Consider the following 16,624-nt stretch of genomic DNA (forward strand, 5'->3'; position numbering starts at 1 on the left):
CCGGAACGGTCTCAGCGGTGGTGGCCCTGGCCCGGGAGCGGGAGGAACACACCTCCGGTTCGCGGGCCAGGGCCCGGGCATTCGCGGGACGCCTACCGTCGCCGCCGACCGCGGCGCCGGAGCCGGCCCGGGGTCACGTCCACCAGCGTGATGAGCCAGCCGTCGAGGCCGCACCGTCCGCCACGCGGCACGTCCGGACTGATGACGCTGTTTGCGGAGCTGTCGACGGCGTGCAGCCACAACTGACCTGGCACCGGAGCGAACGCACGTGACCCTGGCGGGTCCTCCCGCCAGGACAGCGCCACCGTGTGGATGGCGCCGATCCGCGCGGTGACCCGTTCGGGCTCGCCGCCGGCCACGCCATGCAGGCTCATCTCGACCATCCCGAACATCCGCGCCCCCTTGGGCGGTGAGACGGGTTCCCGCTCAACGGCCGTGCGGCGCAGGGCCGGCAGCTCGTCCGGATCGAGCTCGGTGAGGTGATCCCGCCAGCTGACTGCCTGGCCTTCGTCCAGATCCATCAGCCCGAGCTCCCAGGCGACTTCGTCCCCGACACGGAACGGCGTCCCGCAGCAGGAGTGCTCCCACTCCGCGTGGAACGCTTCCACTTGCTTGGCCACGCCGCCATCGTGCCCCGTCGTCCGGGTGGGGGCACCTGGATTACGCGGCTGCGGCGGCGACCGCACGGACAGGGCAGGAGCCACCGCGGCGTGTGCGGGAATCGGTACGGGAGCGCACCTACCCGTGAGGGGTGCCGGCGGATGTCACAGGCGGGGACTGCTGTCCGTCCTAGGAGTGCAGGCGATTGTCGATCGAGGAGCGGAAAATGAACCTCGCGCTGTGGATCGCTGCCGGACTGCTGGCCGCGGTGGCCCTGACCGGCGGCATCAGCAAGGCGTTCGTACCCAAGGAGAAACTGGCTGCGGCCGACGGCGGGGGATGGACGGCAGACGTCGGCGAGGGCTTCGTGAAGTCCCTCGGCGTCCTCGAACTCCTGGCCGCGGCGGGCCTGATCCTGCCTGCCGTGCTCGGCATCGCGCCCGTTCTGGTGCCGGTGACCGCGGTCTGCTGGGTCCTGCTGATGATCGGCGCGATGGTCACCCACGGCCGACGCGGCGAGTTCAAGTTCGTGGCGCTGAACCTGATTTACCTCGCGCTTGCCGTATTCATCGCGTGGGGCCGCTTCGGCCCCGAGCCTTTCACCGGCTGACTCCTCACTCGGTCACTGCGTGCACCGCGGCGTGGACCGGTGGCCGGCCGACCGCCGTCCATGACGGCCGTCTGCCTTGCCCACTCCCTTGCCCACGCCGTGAAACGCGCCTAGGGACGGCCCTGTTCGGCCCCCGCTGCCTCCAATCCGCCGAGCTCCGCGGGCAGTTCGCCGGTGTGCAGCACCCCGAGGCGCTGGGTGGCGCGGGTCAGGGCGACGTACAGATCGCTCACCCCGTACTCGGCCGGTTCCACGACCAGCACCGTGTCGAACTCGAGCCCCTTCGCCTGCCGGGCGTCCAGCAGCACCACGTCCCGGGTGAGGTCGGGCTCCGGCCCGTGAGCCGCGTCCGGCAGCTCCGTCAGGAGCGATGCGTGCAGCGCAGCCGGGGCGATGACCGCGGCCCGTCCCCCGTCCAGGGCCGCCGCGGCTTCCCGCGCCACGGCGGCGGCGAGGCCGGCGGTGGCGACTCGCCGCGCCCAGGGCCGCACACCGGTCGACCGCACCGAGCGGGGCGCGACGAACGAGGGGTCGTGCGCCCGCCGGAACCGGGCCGCCACCTCCATGATCTCGGCGGGCGTACGGTAGTTGACCCCCAGCCGCACGTGCTCCCAGCGATCGCCGACATACGGTTCCAGTACGCGTTCCCAGGAGCCGAGCCCGGCGGTTTCCGCGGTCTGCGCGGGGTCACCGACGAGCGTCATGGAGCGAGTCGGGATGCGCCGCATCAGCAGCCGCCACGCCATCGCCGAGAGCTCCTGCGCCTCGTCGACGACGATGTGGCCGAACGCCCAGGTCCGGTCGGCCGCCGCACGCTCGGCGGCGCTGCGGTGGTCGGCCTCCTCGTGCCGTTCGGCCATGCGTTCGGCGTCGATGATGTCGTGCGCGGCGAGGACCTCGGACTCCTCGTCCTCGAACTCGTACGTCTCCGAGCCGGCGGACAGCTCCAACACGCCCTGTGCGTAGGCGATCCGCTCCTGGCGTTCGGCCTCGGCAGCCACCTGGGCGGCGCTGTCGTCCTCGCCGAGCAGTTCGGCGGCCTCGTCGAGGAGCGGCACGTCGGCCTGGGTCCATGCCCCGCCCTGACGGCGGATCAGCGCGGCCGACTCGTCGTCGAGGTGGACCGGCTCCGCGAGGAAGTCCGCGACGAACTCCTGCGGGGTGAGCTGCGGCCACAGCTCGTCGATGGCCGCGTGGACCGCCGGACTCGTCGCGATCTCCTTGCCCATCTGGGCGATGTCGTCGGGCCCCAGCAGATTCGGCCCGCCGAACGGGTCGGCGCCGATCCGCTCGACCAGCTGGTCCGTGAGCGCGTCGATGATGTGGAACGCGAAGACGGGCCTGGCCAGGTTGTGCGGCAGCCCGCTCTCGCGCGCCCGCCAGCGCGCGTCCTCGGCCATGGCCCGTTCCAGCTGGAGCGTCCCGTAGTCGTCGTGGTCGATCTCCGTCGCCCAGTCGGGCGCGGTCTGACGGTCACGCAGCGCCTTCGCCAGCACGTCGGCCATTGCGGCGCGTCCCTTGACCTCGGCAGCGGCCGGACTGTCGGTGCCGGTGGCGCGCACACCGGGGAAGAGCTCGCCGGGTGTCGCCAGCAGAACCCCGGTCTCGCCCAGGGACGGCAGAACGTCGCCGATGTAGCTCAGGAAGGCCGGGTTCGGGCCGACGATCAGCACTGCCCGACGGGCCAGCAACTCCCGGTGCTCGTACAGCAGATACGCCGCCCGGTGCAGCGCGACCACGGTCTTCCCGGTGCCGGGACCGCCCTCGACGACCATGACGCCCTGGTGCGGTGCCCGGATGATGCTGTCCTGCTCGGCCTGGATCGTCCGCACGATGTCGTGCATCCGGCCCGTGCGGGCGGCGTCCAGGGCGGCCAGCAGGACCTCGTCGGCGTCCGTGCCCTCGTGGCCGGTGCGCGTCGGGTCGCTGAGGTCCATCAGCTCGTCGTGGAGCGCGGTTACGGTGCGTCCCTCGGTGGTGATGTGCCGTCTGCGCCGCAGGCCCATCGGAGTGTGACCGGTGGCCAGATAGAAGGGGCGCGCCACGTCCGCCCGCCAGTCGATCACCAGCGGTGTACGGGACGGGTCGTCCTGACGGATTCCGATGCGCCCGATGTGGTGGGTCCCGCCGTCCCGGAAGTCGAGGCGTCCGAAACAGAGCCCGTTCTCGCCCGCGTGGATCGCACTGAGCAGCCCGGACTGCTCCGCCACCAGCACATCCCGTTCGAGCCTGGCCTGATAACCGGTCCCGGCCTGCACGAGGGCGTCGCGCATCGATTCCTCGGCCTGCTCCCTGAGCTGGTCGAGGCGGGTGTAGAGGCCGGTGATGAATTGCTGTTCCTGCCGCATTTCGTCGGTTGACAATTCCACTCCTGACGGGATATGCTGCTCCCAGCTGAATTCTTCCGTTGCCTTTTTATATGTGGGCACGAAAAATTGAATATACGCGAGATCAAGCCCCGGATGCCAATTCATCCAGGGCTTTTTTGATGTGTCACCGCTCCCGCGTGGGCACAGCGTGGCCGCACGCCCTCCCTGCGGCTCCTGGTGAGGCGCCGTTCGCGGCGGGCCTCCATGGTGCACCGGGCGAGCGGTGGGCGGCCTGATGCGGTGAAATGGCCGCTGCTCGCCCGCAGTTGGGCCCGGTCAGCCCTCGGGGTGGAAGCGCAGGATGCCGGCGCTGCCGCTCTCCAACCCAGTGCCCTGCGGCACGAGGGCCAGGCGGGCGCCGGTCCGCGAGGCCTCTCTCAGGAGCAGGGACTCCCGCTTCGCGTCCGTTCCCTCCTCCAGCAGCAGGGTTTCCAGGGCTCCGGTCTCGGCGGCCTTGAGGACCTGTGCGTCGCCCTGCACCGCGTCCCGGTGTCCCAGCGCTTCCCGCAGCCGGGACGCGTTGTCCTGGAGTCGCCGCTCGATGTGCTCGGTGGCGATGCGCAGTACCTCTTCGTCCAGGGCTTCCTGGGCTCCGAGGTCGGGTGCGCCGCCGCGCGAGGTCTCCACGATCTTGTCGTGCAGGTCGCCGGGCAGCTGGTCGCGCGAGGACGTGCGGTCCTGTACCTCGCCGGCGAGGATCACCACGTCGGGTGTGAAGCGGCCGAGCGCCGAGGAGACTGCCGCCGCCAGGGCGTCGCCGTTCGCAACCGTGGCGTCATCCGTGCGATGCCGGATGCGCCGGTGGGCCGGCTCTCCCGTACGCGAGCGGTGTGAACCCTCGGCCGCACCGTCCTGCGGCCCGTTCGGTGACTCCGCCGGGTCCCGGGCAACGACGAGCCTGCTCAACTTCGTCCCGGCATGCCCGGCGACGAGCAGCAGTACCCGTGCCGCGTGGGTGGCCTCCCGTACGTAGGCACCCGGTTGGGGAAGTACGCCCCAGCGGGCGTCGTCACCCGCGCCCAGCGAGGCGTCCCACGGCTCGTCGAGAACGACCTCGCCCCGGTCGGACGCCACGAGAACCCGGCCGTTGACCTGCTCCTCGCCCGCCTTGTCCCGCGCGAGAGCCTTGTCGAGCGCTGCGAGCGTGGCCTCGTTGGCACCGTCGGCCCGGAGCCTCTCCCGCAGGGACTTCCAGCGAAGCCGGACCTGGTCCGCGGCGTCCTCGCCAGGAGAGCGGCCCTCCAGGTAGACGGTGGCGAAGGCTTCCCCTTCCGCGTAAAGCGGCTTGAGCGGACTGAGTTCCACTGCTTGCTCCTTCGGCTCTGGGCTGTGCAAGCGGCTTTCTGTGGCCGGCCCCCGGGCCTCACCAGTCAGCCGCAGTGAACTTCCGGGGCCGGACGCAACGTGAGGCCGCCGTCCGGCTTGCCTCTCACCGGCCCGTCGAAACCCAACGGAATCAATCAACTCAATCCCTTCGTAAGTGGGATTGAACGGTGCATATAGGAAGCAAGGGTATTTTCTTTACCGAAGGGCTGTGCATGAAACGAGGCCGGTTTCAGCGGCACGCACAGGGAAACCCAGAAATTCCCCCATCGGGAAAGGTCCGCTGCCCAGCCTTTCCGTGCCCTGCATGCGAGAGAGGTTTTTCCGGCGATCGGTCGCCGGTGAAACCCGGAATGACGAAGGCAGGTGTCCACTCATGCGCGAGGACGAATTCCTGGCACAGGTCCGCGACCTGGGTGACTACCAGGATCAGGACGAGGCCTACCGCGTGACCTATGCCGTCCTGACGGTTCTGGCCTCCCGGATCACGGCGAGCGAGGCTCGCGATCTCGCCGCGCAGATTCCCCCGCCCCTGGACGAGCCTCTGCGGGACGAGGACCGCGCCGACGGTGAACCCTTCGATCTGAACGAGTTCTACCGCCGCATCAGCGAACGCACCGGCGCCCGCCCCCACACCGCCGAATGGGACGCCAAGGCTGTGCTCTCGGCGGTTTCCCACGCGGTTTCCGCCGGGCAGGTCAGGCATCTGGTCAGTCAGCTTCCCGACGACTTCGCCCCGCTGTTCCACAAGCAGGTGAGCAACCGTCGCTGAGGCGACTTCGCAGCAGCGCGGACTCAGCGGCATGTACGGGGGAATCCCGGGTCTGTGCGGCTCGGGGTTCCCTGTGCGGTCCACGCGCGCTCCGTGTGCCGGACGTCCTGCGACAAAGGCCCGCCGCGAACATGCGGCGGGCCCGCGACGTGCTCAGGTGACCGGACTAACGGCCGGGTCGGGGTATCGCTGTTCCGCCGTGACGGGCGGTCGGACCGTGACGAGCGGTCAGATCAGTTCCAGCCGCCGGGCATGTCGCCGGACAGCTGGGCGTCGCAGATGTTGTATCCGCCCGAGGCGTGGCCCCTTTTCGTCTTGCCGTCGACCGTGACGGAGCAGTGGATGTCTCCGCCGCCCTGGAGCTGGGCGTTGACGTGGTACCACAACGCGTCGTCCTTCAGCTTCATGGCCTTGGTCATGGGCAGGCCCTCGCCCTGGATGGAATCGGAGTCGCTGCCGTAGTTGATGTCGAGGCCGGCGGGTGCGGTGCCCCAGACCTTGAAGACGGCCTTCTCCGCCGCGCCCTTGTCGGCCCCCGGCTTCGCCTTGGCCGCGTCCTTCGGCTCCTCCTGCGCCTCGCCCTTCGTCTTGTCGTCGGTGTTTCCGGACACCGCGGGCTTCCCCGATCCGCTGTTGCCGCTCTCGCCGCCGCCCATCACGGCCGAGGCGAGCACGATGAGTATGACCAGGGCGACGATGCCGAAGCATCCGATGCCCAGGAACTTGCCGGTGGAGGACTTGCGGGGCTGCGGGGCGGGCGGGTACGTCGAGGTGGGGGCGCCCCAGCCGGGCTGCTGTCGGCTCATCGTCGTGTCTCCGTGAATGTGATGGAGGAGTGAAGGCGGGGTGGCGATGATGTGACCGGCGAAGTGAGGCGATGGTTGTACGGCGTTCAAGTAATTCTCGTGATGGTTGCTGAACTTGCCGAACTGGCCGCCACGGCCCAGGCGTTGGAGGTCCCGGCCCGTGCGGGCGACGGGAACCGGGCAGCGTGCCGGCAGCGTCTTCGGAGCGTCTCCGCCGCTGGGTGGAGGCGCTCCGCCGGGGAACGACCACTCAGAGGGGAATCACGACGTGGGCATCCGCAAGGCACACAGGGCAGGACTTGCCGGGCTGGCCGTCGTCGCGCTGCTGGCGACGGGTTACGGCACCGCACAAGGCGTCTCCGCCGCTGAGGACGTGCAGGGGGACAGGAGCAGCGCCGATGTACGACACGAGCCGGCCGCGGCGGCCGCGGACGACGACTACGAGTCGACGCTCGAACTCGGCGACGGCCGCAAGGTCAACGTCCGGCTGGTGAAGGGCACCGGCGTGCAGGAGAGGCACCAGCCCGCCGGCGGCGGGAAGTGGAGCAAGTGGAAGACGCTCTACAAGACCAAGACGGACCTCTGCCAGGGCGTCGGCCTCGCCGAGCGAGAAGGCACGGTCTCCCTCATCGCCGACTTCGGCCTCTACTGCTCGGACGGTGAGCCGCCGACCGAGTCGGTCGCCGGGGTGGGCACAGGCGATCTGACCGACTGGGACATCGACATCACGAAGGACTTCGACGGCTGGCAGGACACGTCCATCAACGACGACGGCAGCAGGGTCGTCTTCCTCTACGACAGCGACTCCGGTCTCTACACCCTCCGCTGGGAGCGGAGTGAGGGCTTCTCGGAGATCGACCGCCCGGAGGAGTGACCCCGCATTCCCTCAACGTCCCGTGGACCACGGGAGGTTGAGGCGCGGGCGGTGCGAGCAGGCGCCCGTACGGGCGCAGGACACGCCGGGGCCAGGCTGCTGTGTCCCGGGGCCCGGCGTGTCCAGCATCTCGGCAGGGGAGGGGCACCGGCCGAGAGATGAGGGATCGGATGAGAGCACTGACTCGCCTTCGCGCCACCCGCACCACCGGTCCCGGCGGTGGCCGCACCCACCGCCCCGTGACGGTGCGGGCCGGTCTCGGCCGCGCCCTCGCTGTCGCCGCGCTCGCCCTGGCCATCGCCGGTGCCGCGACTCCCGTCGCTCCCGCTGCGCCACGAGCGGCTGCCGCACCGCCGCCGCCCGCCCCGATGGCGGTCGCCCCGTACCTCTCGCTCGGCTGGGGAGACCCGCCGGACCCGGCGAAAGTGATGGAGGAGACGGGCGTGCGCTGGTTCTCGCTCGCCTTCGTCCTCAGCAGCGGCACATGCGAGCCGCGCTGGGACGGGTACCGGCCGCTGACCGGCGGCGTCGACGAGCGTACGGTCCGGGCCGTGCGGAAGGCCGGCGGCGACGTCATCCCCTCGTTCGGGGGCGGAGCGGGCCACAAGCTGGAGCAGAGCTGCCCCGACTCGGCGTCGCTCGCGGCCGCGTACCAGAAGGTGATCGACGCCTACGACCTCAAGGCGATCGACATCGACATCGAGATGAGCGCCTACCGGAGCGCCCGGGCGCAGCTGAAGATGCTCGGTGCGCTCGCCGCCGTACAGGAGGCGAACCCCGGACTGGTCACGTACGTCACGCTGCCCAGCTACCGTTCCGGGCCGGACAGTTCGCTCATCGACCGGGCGGCGCAGGCGGGTGTGGAGCCGGACGCCTGGAGCATCATGCCCTTCTCCTTCGCGCCCTCCGCGAAGGGCGAGGACATGGGACGCATCAGCACCCGCGCGGTGGACGGGCTCAGGAACCGGCTGGTGAACGCCTACGGCTACACGGAGACCGAGGCGTACGAGCACAGCGGCGTCTCGTCCATGAACGGGATCACGGGCGAGGGCGAGACGATCGGCGTCGCGGACTTCCGGACCATCGCCGCCCACGCGCGCGAACACAAGCTGAGCAGGCTCACCTTCTGGTCCGCCAACCGAGACCGGCCCTGCGGCAGCCGCCCCTACCCGGCGGAGGACTCGTGTTCGGGCGTGCAGCAGAAGCCCTGGGAGTACACCAGGACGCTGGCCCAGTACGGGCGGTGAATGCATCCCGCCGAGCCGGGACGCGGAATGCGGGTGGTGAACGCGGTCGGTGAACGCGGGCGGTGAACTTCGGCGGTGAACTCCGGTGCGGGGCACGGGCTCTGAGCGGAGGGCGACCGAGCCGTGGCATGCCCGGAACGGGTTCGTGCCGCTAGACGGAGCGCCCGCGCTTCCGAGGCGCCGGATCGTCAGCCGTCCGGCGCAGCGCGTACGCCGCGAGCGTGCCGAACGTGAACAGCGCCAGCACCGAGACCGCCGTCCCGAGCCAGGTCGCTCCGAGCCAGCGGCCACCGAAGTAGCCGAGGCCCACGCTGTACGCGGCCCATGTGAGCCCCGCCAGCGCCGACCACGGGACGAACTCCTTCGCGCGCCGGTGTGCGGCCCCCGCGGTGAGGCTCACGAGGGACCGCCCTGCTGGTGCGAACCGGGCCAGCACCACAAGCGCGCCCCCGCCACCGGCGAGCGCCTGGCCGAGCTTCTCCTGAGCGGCCTTCAGACGGCGCGAACGGGACAGGGCGCGGTCGAATCGGTCACCGCCCCGCCGGGCCATGCGGTACGCGACGAGGTCGCCGAGCACCGAGGCGGTGGCCGCGCACAGCACCAGGGCGACGATCTCCGGGAGGTGCGCCGACTCGGCGGCGTCACGTGCGTGGCTGGGCAGGGCCGCTGCATCGGCGGCCGTGCCCGCGACGGCGGTTCCGGCGGCGACGACGAGGACCCCGCTGGGCAGCAGAGGCACGAAGACGTCGAGCAGCACGGAGGCAGCGATCATGCCGTACAGCCATGGGGATCCGGTCAAAGACCCCAGGATCTCCAGCACCGTTCGTCCCCGTACCTCTCGCGGTCGCTGTGCCGCCCCGTGCGTTCCCGGGCGGGAACGAAGTCAGTCAGTCAGTCAAATCAAGGTCGCTCCAGCGTACGCCCGTGGGTGACGCGGGGGACGGCTGGGACGTGCGGGATCGATCTCGGTCCTGTCTCAGCGGGATAACGGATATTCAGGGCCGGGGACCCCCGCTGGGCCGCTCCTTGGCGGAAGGTCAACCTCCGCTGCGGCCGGGCTCGTTGGAGGACGGGGGAGACGACTGCGCCGGGACGAGCGTCCGCTCGAGAATCCGGTCCAGGCGGGAGCGGATGCCGCGCCCCGCGCCGGGAACACCGCCCGGACTGTCCGCGCCCTCGGGAACCGCCCGCGCCTGCTCCAGCCACAACTCGGCCGCACGGCCGCGCAGCCGGAGCGTCATGAGCTGATTGCCGAACCAGGGACCGCCGGAGCGCTTCCACTTGACCACGGGACGCCCCGTGCGCCCGTGGCGCGCCAGGGCACGTCCCAGGCTGCGCCCGGCGCGGCTCCAGCCGAAGCGGAAGCCGGCGCGCATCACCGCCGGGATGCTGTTGTGCATCGGTGAGCAGGTCAGCTGCAGCACCCGCGACGTGACGGGACTGCTGAACCGGGGCTCGCTGACGTAGGCGTGGTGCACGTCCCCGGACAGGACGCACACCGTCGAGGGTGCCCTGTGCGCGCCGGCGACCTCCTCCACGAGTTCGCTCAGCGCCTCGAACGAACCGGGGTAGGCGGCCCAGTGCTCCAAGTCGCCCGCACGTCGCATCGCTTCGCCGACGCGCGCCCAGCGGTCACCCCTCACGCCGCGGCACAGTGCGGCGTTCCATGCCTCGGCGTCGTGGATCGCGGGAGGGAGAAGCCATGGGAGGGATGTGCCGAGGAGGAGGTGGTCGTAGCCGCTGTCGTTCCCGTGCCCGGAGGTGACGGGTGGTCCGGCGTCGGCCGTTCCGTGGGTGGGGGTTCCCGCGGCGGGTGTGCCGGGGCCGGGGGCCGTGGTGCCGGGGCCTCCGAGGGTCGCGATGCCGCCCGGGCCGTCGTCCGGTCCCGTGCCCGTCAGCATCTGCTCGCGCAGCCACGTCATCTGCTGCTTGCCGAGCATGGCCCGCTGCTGTTCGTCCAGCACCCTTGCCGCCCGGGTGTCGACGATCAGCATGCGCACCCTGCCGAAGTCACGGCGGAAGCTCCACCGCGCGGTGTCCGGATGCGTGTCGGCGCGCTCCACGAACTCACGCAGCACCGCCGTCCCGTCCCCCGCGGCGCGTACGGCGGCGAGGACGGAGTCCTCGGCGAGCTCGCCCGGCGAGAGGTTGCCCAGGTGCTGGTAGACCCAGTACGAGGCCAGCCCGCCCAGGATCCGCTCGCGCCACCAGCCGGTCTCCCGCATCTCGCGGCGCCACGCGTCGCTGGTGTTCCAGTCGTCTATCACGTCGTGGTCGTCGAAGATCATGCAGCTGGGCACGGTCGAGAGCAGCCAGCGCACCTCCGGGTCCGTCCAGGACTCGTCGTAGAGGAGCGTGTATTCGTCGAAGTCGGCGACCTGGCTCCACGGCGGCTCCGAAAGGTCCCGTCTCACGGAGAGCTTCTCGCGTACGGCCTCGGAGGTCTCGTCCGCGTAGACCTGGTCGCCGAGGAGCAGGAGGACGTCCGGGCGCTCGCCGCCCGCGATGGCGCGCTGGGCGAGGGCGTCGAGCGCGTCGGGGCCGACGGGGTCGTGGGAGCTGGCGGAGGGCCGGGCGGCCCAGCGGCACGAGCCGAAGGCGACATCGACCGTGCCCGTACCGGGTGCGGGGGTACGGATCGTGCTCGGAGGCAGCGGGGAGTCGGGCAGGGGCCACACCTCCGTGCCGTCGAGGAGCAGCCGGTAGGCGGTCTCGGTGCCGGGTTCGAGGCCGACGACGGTGATCAGCGCGTAGTGATGGCCCGAGATCTGCCAGGTGCGGGCGCTGCCGCCGGCGCTGCCCGGGGCACAGCGGACCTCGGCCTCGCAAGGCCCGTCGGTCTCGATCCAGATCGTCGCCGTGTCCTCGTCGACGTAACGCAGCAGCGGTCCCAGGCGCAGCCTGCCCATGGAGTTCTCCCTCCGTCGTCCCGCACGGTACGGAACGACCAGGGCAACCGGCGAGTTTCCTGCAGCGAGAGCACCGCCCTTTCTTTTGGAGCACCGCTGTTCCGGCGCGAGAGCGGTGCTCTTGGTAGGACAGGTGCTCCGTTCCGAGAGCGGTGCTCGCGGGTGTGAGCGGTGCACGTGCCGGTGCCGGAGTCCCGGTGTTCCGACGCGAGAGCGGTGCTCGCGGGTGCGGGCGGTGGCCCCAGCCCTCTGCCTAGGTCCCGCGGCGGGCGTTCTCGGGTGGGGCGCGCGCTCCGTTCCGAGAGCGGTGCTCGCGAATGTGGCCCTTGCGCGCCGACGGGGAGGCCCCCGCCGCCCCAGGGTCGAACGCCCATGCTCCGAAGGGAGAGCGGTGCTCACCGTCACATACGGGACTCGCGCTCTGCTTGGAGAGCGGTGCTCCACGTCGAAGAGCGGTGCTCCACGAAATCGGGGAGGGGTTGCTCCACGCCGATGCGCGTAGAGCAGTGCGGCAGCCGATCCATGACGAGAGCACTGCTCACTGAAGCGCACCGAACCCGCGCCGCCCGCCCGCCCGCAACCCGCCGTCGCAGACCCGGAGCCCGGAGCCCGGCGCCCGGAGCCCGGGGTCGAACCCGGAAGCCGGAGCCTGGAGCCGAGCCCGGAACCCGGAACCTGGAGCCGAGCCCAGAGCCCGGAGCCCGAACCCAGAGCCCGGGTCGAGCCCGGAACCCGGAGCCCGGGGCCGAACCCGGAGCCCGGAGCCCGGAACCCGGAGCCCGGAACCCGAACCCAGAGCCCGGAACCCGGGCCGAACCCAGGGGCCGAACCCGGAGCCCGGAGCCCGGAACCCGGAACCCGGAACCCGGAGCGTGCCCCGAACCGGCACGCGTTCCAACCGCCTCAGCCTCCGCACCGGCCCCGCACGAAAAAAGAAGAGCACTGCTCCGGAATTGCCCTGATCCCTCGCGTGGAGAGGTGCATTCCGGAGCAGTGCTCTGCGTTGTGACCCGTGTTCCGAGCCGAGGGGCGCCCGTGCCCCGGCTAGCCGGAAACGGCAGAACTCAGCACTTGCCGAGAGCCTCGGTGAGTGCGCTCTTCTCGGCCGAGTCCGCGGTCAGTTCGTAGGTGCTCTTCACCCAGATCCACATCCGGGCGTAGGTGCAGTGGAAGTCGTCCTTCGGGGGCATCCACTCGGCCGGGTCCTGATCGCTCTTCGTCTGGTTCACGTTGTCCGTGACAGCGAGGAGCTGCGAGATCTTCATGTCGTTGGCGAGCTGCTCACGCTTGTCCTGCGTCCAGTCGCTGGCGCCCGAGGTCCAGGATTCGGCGAGCGGCACCATGTGGTCGATGTCGACGTCCGAGGGGTCGGTCCACTTGCCGTCGTCGTACGGGCTGGTCCAGGAGCCACTGCTCGGGTAGCAGTCGCTGCCGGTCTCCACGCCCTCGCCGTCACGCTTGAGTACGGCTTCCCGGGTGTCGCATCCGTCGCCCTGGTCGCTCCAGTGCGGGAACTTCTCGCGGTCGTAGCCATCCATGGAGCCTTCTGCCTGCTCCTTCAGCCCGTCCAGCATGGTCTTCGCCTCGGAGGCGCTGGGCGGGGCGGGCGGCTCGGCCTGGGCCGTCGAGATCCCGCTCGTGAACAGCAGCAGCCCGGCGCAGGGCGCGGCGAGCGCGGCGATGATGACCGATTTGCGGCGACGCGCGTAGAGCTCGGTGCGTATGCGCTTCTGCATACGAACTCCCTCGGTGTGGGGGGATATTGCAAGGCGTGCAGCCCGTGTTGGACTGATGTTGCCGACGACACGTTGCCGGAAGGCAGGCATCAGGTAACAGCGTGACGACGTGTTCACGTCACATCAAGGCCTTGGTCACAATCCGCTGACGGAACGTCCAACACCCGCCCCGCAGACTTCACTTATCGCCTCCCACCTGCCCCTCCGGTACATCACGCCCGCCTCGTACATGACGCACAATCCGTCCCGCCGGAGCCTCCACCGGAGCCCTGCCGGACCGCCCGCAAGGGGGTCTCCCATGCCGCTCGCCGCCGAAGCACTGCTCCCCGTCGGCCACACGCTCGGCGTCGTGCTGGCCGTCCTGCTGCTGGCCGCGGTCGCCGTGGCCTCTCTCGCGCGCCTCGCCCAAGACGACGGCCGCTCCTACGCCCGGTCCGTCCTCACCGCCGGTCTCCGCGCCGCCGCTCAACTCGCCGCCGTCTCCGCGGTGATCGGCTGGGTCGTGGGCGCCGTGCCCTCGTTGCTGGCCTTCGTGGCGCTGATGCTGGCGGTGGCGATACGTACCGCGGGGCGGCGCATCACCCCCAACAGCACCTGGTGGTGGGCCGCCGCCCCCATCACCGCGGGGGTGCTGCCCGTGCTGGCGGTGCTGCTCGTCACGGGGCTCGTGCCGTTGCGCGGGATCGTGCTCGTTCCCGTCGCCGGCATCCTGACGGGCGGCGCGCTCACGGCGACCGTTCTGGCGGGACGGCGCGCACTCGAGGAGCTCGAGACCCGCAACGGTGAGGTGGAGGCGGCCCTCGCGCTCGGCCTGCCGCTGCGCGAGGCCCGGCTGGAGATAGCGCGCCCTGCCGCTGCCGGGGCGCTGCTGCCCGGACTCGACCAGACCCGGACCGTGGGCCTCGTCACCCTTCCCGGTGCCTTCGTGGGCATGCTGCTCGGCGGAGCCTCGCCCCTGATGGCGGGTGCGGTGCAGCTGTTCGTGCTCGTCGCTCTGCTGCTGGTGCAGGTGGTCGCCGTGGCTGCCGTCCTGGAGCTCGTCGCCTTCGGACGTATGCATCGTCTAGCCTTGCTCCCTGCAGAAGGGGAGTAGCTCTTCGCCGGACCGTCGACATACTGGGCGGACCTCCGGTCTGCGGCCTCCGTCTCCGTGACGGTGCGCCCTGCCGTACGTCCCGCCCCGGCGCCCGGAGCGCGGCATCCCGGACAGCCGGCTGACAGCCGGTCCGGGTCTGCGGCGCCAGCGAGACCTTCGGCCTAGCAGCGTCAGTCATGTACGACGCTGCCGTGCCGAAGCGTGCTCCGCTCCGGGACGGCAGCCCTTCCCGGAGGACCGATCAGTGATCAGCCTTTCCGTCGCAGCCGTCGTCTTCGGCGTCGTCTTCCTCGCAGAACTGCCCGACAAGACAGCCCTCGCGGGGCTGATGCTGGGGACGCGCTACCGCGCCTCGTACGTCTTCGCGGGCGTCGCCGCCGCCTTCGTCCTGCACGTCGTTCTCGCTGTGGCGGCCGGCAGCGTACTGACGCTGCTTCCGCACCGCATCGTCCAGGCCGTGGTCGGTGTGCTCTTCCTCGCCGGGGCCGCGGTGCTGCTGCTGAAGAAGGACGAAGGGGAGGGGGAGGAGCAGGCCAGGACCCCGGCAGGCCAGTCCTTCTGGAAGGTGGCCTCCAGCGGCTTCATGCTCATCCTGGTCGCGGAGTTCGGAGACCTGACCCAGATCATGACCGCCAACCTCGCGGCCCGCTACGACGACCCCGTCTCGGTCGGCCTCGGCGCCGTGCTCGCGCTGTGGTCGGTGGCGGCGATCGGCATCCTCGGCGGCCGTACGCTCATGCGCTTCGTGCCACTGCGGTGGATCACCAGGGTCGCCGCACTGGTCATGATCGGTCTTGCCGCCTTCAGCCTGTACGAGGCCGTGGCGCCGTGACGGAGACCGCGACCGGACGCAGCGACGAGGCGCCGTGACGAGGCGCCGTGACGGGACGCCGGTTCGGGACGCCGCACGGCCTGATCGCCGAGCGGCCTTCCCCGGCGGCGTGAGCCTCTGCGCCGGACTTCCTCCTCCTGATGATGCGCCCGGTGAGCGGTGCCTTACTCTGATGCCCCTCGCGTCACCGCGATGTTTCCCGCTCTCCTCCGACTCGGCAGGCCGAAGCGGCAGTTGAGCGGTGAGGCGCCGGGCGGAACCGGGCCCGGACCAGAACCGGACCACGAATCGAAGACGGGGGAACCTGTGCGTATTGACGGACGTATAGGCAGGGCAGCGGGCGTTGTCGTGCTGATGCTGGCCGCGGCGGCCTGTGGCGGCGGCGATTCGGAGCAGGAGGGGAAGGCCTCGGCGGACGCGCCCGAGCAGGCCGCTCCCGTGCGTCCCGTCCCGGTGGAGAAGCAGCAGCGCGAGATCAGCTGGTCGGATCTCAAGAATCAGTCGCATGCGCTGCGGGCGGCTCCCAGCGGACTGGCACGCGGTTCCGAGGCCGACTTCAAGAATGTCCGGCTGGACGACGACCTGAAGGGCAAGGTGCCCTACTACCTCACGGTCTCGTACACGAACGAGAGCAAGAAGCGGCTGGAACGGCCTTCGCCCGAAAGGGACTTCGCGCTCGCCGCCGCGGACGGGAAGGCGGGCGAGGTGGTCTCCGTCTTCTCCTCGGCGCTCTCCAAGAAGTCCGGTCTGCCGAAGGCGTGTTCAAAGAGCGCACCGGAATCGCTGGAGCCGGGCGGCAAGGCGACCGTGTGCCGGATCGTCATGATGCCGAAGAACCGGCCGCCGGCCGCGGTCTCCTACACCGGCCGGGACGCCCGCGGCAACGAGAGCGACCCGGTCATCTGGAAGGCCGGCGACGGCGGGAAGGGCGAACTTCCCAGCGACGTACTTCCGTTGAAGAAGCCGGCGGAGTCGGCCGTTGAGGACGCCGAGGGCCGCACCGTCAAGGTTCGGGCGACGCCCCGGAGCATCCGGGCCGGCAAGCTCGCGGACCTCAGCCGGTTCAAGCTGGATGCGGACGACAAGAAGAAGGTTCCGTACTACGTCACCGTCGAATACCGCAACGACGGCCCGCACAAGCTGCTTCCGCAGATGAACCAGAAGACCGAACTGCGCGCCGTCAGCGGGCAGTCGGCACGCAGGCTGACTCTGATCGACTTCGGCGGCGACGGCGTCCCGCAGTGCCCGGACGCCAAGCCCGACGGACTCGTGAAGCCGAAGTCCTCCGTGAGGGAGTGCTCCGTCTTCATGCTTCCGAAGACCGACTCGCCCGCCGCCCTCGTCTTCACGGGTGAAGGCAGCTCGGCGAAGACCGTGACCTGGCAGGCGCCGGGAAGCGCCAAGTAACCCCGCTCGCACGGCAATTCGGCCCCGGGCCCCGAAGGGCCCG

Annotated in this window: 14 protein-coding genes; 7 read left to right on the forward strand and 7 right to left on the reverse strand. The window is 70.6% G+C overall.

From position 1 onward, the window contains the following. Nucleotides 1-92: 92 nt before the first annotated feature. Nucleotides 93-620: a DUF6578 domain-containing protein gene (locus tag G4Z16_RS24640; protein WP_197352843.1), complete on the reverse strand. Its 528-nt coding sequence runs from the start codon at nt 618-620 to the stop codon at nt 93-95. A gap of 206 nt (nt 621-826) precedes the next feature. Between G4Z16_RS24640 and G4Z16_RS24645 the strand changes: the two genes are divergently transcribed. Further along, nucleotides 827-1,210: a DoxX family protein gene (locus tag G4Z16_RS24645; protein ID WP_197352844.1), complete on the forward strand. Its 384-nt coding sequence runs from the start codon at nt 827-829 to the stop codon at nt 1,208-1,210. A 110-nt stretch (nt 1,211-1,320) separates the two neighbouring features. Here the strand turns inward: G4Z16_RS24645 and G4Z16_RS24650 are convergent, their stop codons facing one another. Further along, nucleotides 1,321-3,558, reverse strand: coding sequence for a HelD family protein (locus G4Z16_RS24650; protein WP_197354879.1), 2,238 nt, complete (start codon nt 3,556-3,558; stop codon nt 1,321-1,323). Between the two features lie 297 nt (nt 3,559-3,855). Then, nucleotides 3,856-4,884: a baeRF2 domain-containing protein gene (locus G4Z16_RS24655; RefSeq protein WP_197352845.1), complete on the reverse strand. Its 1,029-nt coding sequence runs from the start codon at nt 4,882-4,884 to the stop codon at nt 3,856-3,858. Nucleotides 4,885-5,278: 394 nt separating this feature from the next. Here G4Z16_RS24655 and G4Z16_RS24660 point away from each other — a divergent pair, with 394 nt between their 5' ends. Next, a complete protein-coding gene (locus G4Z16_RS24660; RefSeq protein WP_197352846.1) occupies nt 5,279-5,674 on the forward strand; it encodes a DUF2267 domain-containing protein in 396 nt (131 codons plus the stop codon). Between the two features lie 233 nt (nt 5,675-5,907). Here the strand turns inward: G4Z16_RS24660 and G4Z16_RS32715 are convergent, their stop codons facing one another. Then, nucleotides 5,908-6,480: a hypothetical protein gene (locus tag G4Z16_RS32715; RefSeq protein ID WP_246531040.1), complete on the reverse strand. Its 573-nt coding sequence runs from the start codon at nt 6,478-6,480 to the stop codon at nt 5,908-5,910. Between the two features lie 268 nt (nt 6,481-6,748). On the opposite strand from G4Z16_RS32715, the gene G4Z16_RS24670 reads away from it, so the two are divergent. Both G4Z16_RS24670 and G4Z16_RS24675 read left to right on the forward strand, forming a co-directional pair. After that, the gene (locus G4Z16_RS24670; RefSeq protein WP_197352847.1) at nt 6,749-7,354 is read left to right on the forward strand and encodes a hypothetical protein; all 606 of its coding nucleotides are present in this window, start codon (nt 6,749-6,751) and stop codon (nt 7,352-7,354) included. 170 nt (nt 7,355-7,524) lie between these two features. Next, on the forward strand, nt 7,525-8,601 hold the full coding sequence (locus tag G4Z16_RS24675) for a chitinase (RefSeq protein ID WP_197352848.1): 1,077 nt from the start codon (nt 7,525-7,527) through the stop codon (nt 8,599-8,601). A gap of 151 nt (nt 8,602-8,752) precedes the next feature. Here G4Z16_RS24675 and G4Z16_RS24680 read toward each other — a convergent pair whose 3' ends face one another. The 3 genes from G4Z16_RS24680 to G4Z16_RS24690 all read right to left on the reverse strand — a co-directional run bounded on the left by G4Z16_RS24680 (nt 8,753) and on the right by G4Z16_RS24690 (nt 13,246). Beyond that, nucleotides 8,753-9,421 (reverse strand): DedA family protein, encoded by a 669-nt coding sequence (locus G4Z16_RS24680; RefSeq protein WP_197352849.1) that lies wholly within the window; start codon nt 9,419-9,421, stop codon nt 8,753-8,755. A 217-nt stretch (nt 9,422-9,638) separates the two neighbouring features. Next, entirely contained in the window at nt 9,639-11,510 is a 1,872-nt protein-coding gene (locus tag G4Z16_RS24685) for an alkaline phosphatase D family protein (RefSeq protein WP_197352850.1), read from the reverse strand. A gap of 1,064 nt (nt 11,511-12,574) precedes the next feature. After that, nucleotides 12,575-13,246 carry an HNH endonuclease family protein gene (locus tag G4Z16_RS24690; protein ID WP_197352851.1) on the reverse strand — a complete coding sequence of 224 codons (672 nt, stop codon included), beginning with the start codon at nt 13,244-13,246 and terminating at the stop codon, nt 12,575-12,577. Between the two features lie 298 nt (nt 13,247-13,544). Here G4Z16_RS24690 and G4Z16_RS24695 point away from each other — a divergent pair, with 298 nt between their 5' ends. The 3 genes from G4Z16_RS24695 to G4Z16_RS24705 all read left to right on the forward strand — a co-directional run bounded on the left by G4Z16_RS24695 (nt 13,545) and on the right by G4Z16_RS24705 (nt 16,581). Continuing rightward, entirely contained in the window at nt 13,545-14,339 is a 795-nt protein-coding gene (locus G4Z16_RS24695) for an ABC transporter permease (protein ID WP_197352852.1), read from the forward strand. A 247-nt stretch (nt 14,340-14,586) separates the two neighbouring features. Next, nucleotides 14,587-15,174, forward strand: a complete 588-nt coding sequence (locus G4Z16_RS24700) for a TMEM165/GDT1 family protein (RefSeq protein ID WP_197352853.1) — start codon at nt 14,587-14,589, stop codon at nt 15,172-15,174. A 306-nt stretch (nt 15,175-15,480) separates the two neighbouring features. Continuing rightward, nucleotides 15,481-16,581 (forward strand): hypothetical protein, encoded by a 1,101-nt coding sequence (locus tag G4Z16_RS24705; RefSeq protein ID WP_197352854.1) that lies wholly within the window; start codon nt 15,481-15,483, stop codon nt 16,579-16,581. Nucleotides 16,582-16,624 lie beyond the last annotated feature (43 nt).

This window comes from Streptomyces bathyalis (genome assembly GCF_015910445.1).
Taxonomy (GTDB): domain Bacteria; phylum Actinomycetota; class Actinomycetes; order Streptomycetales; family Streptomycetaceae; genus Streptomyces; species Streptomyces bathyalis.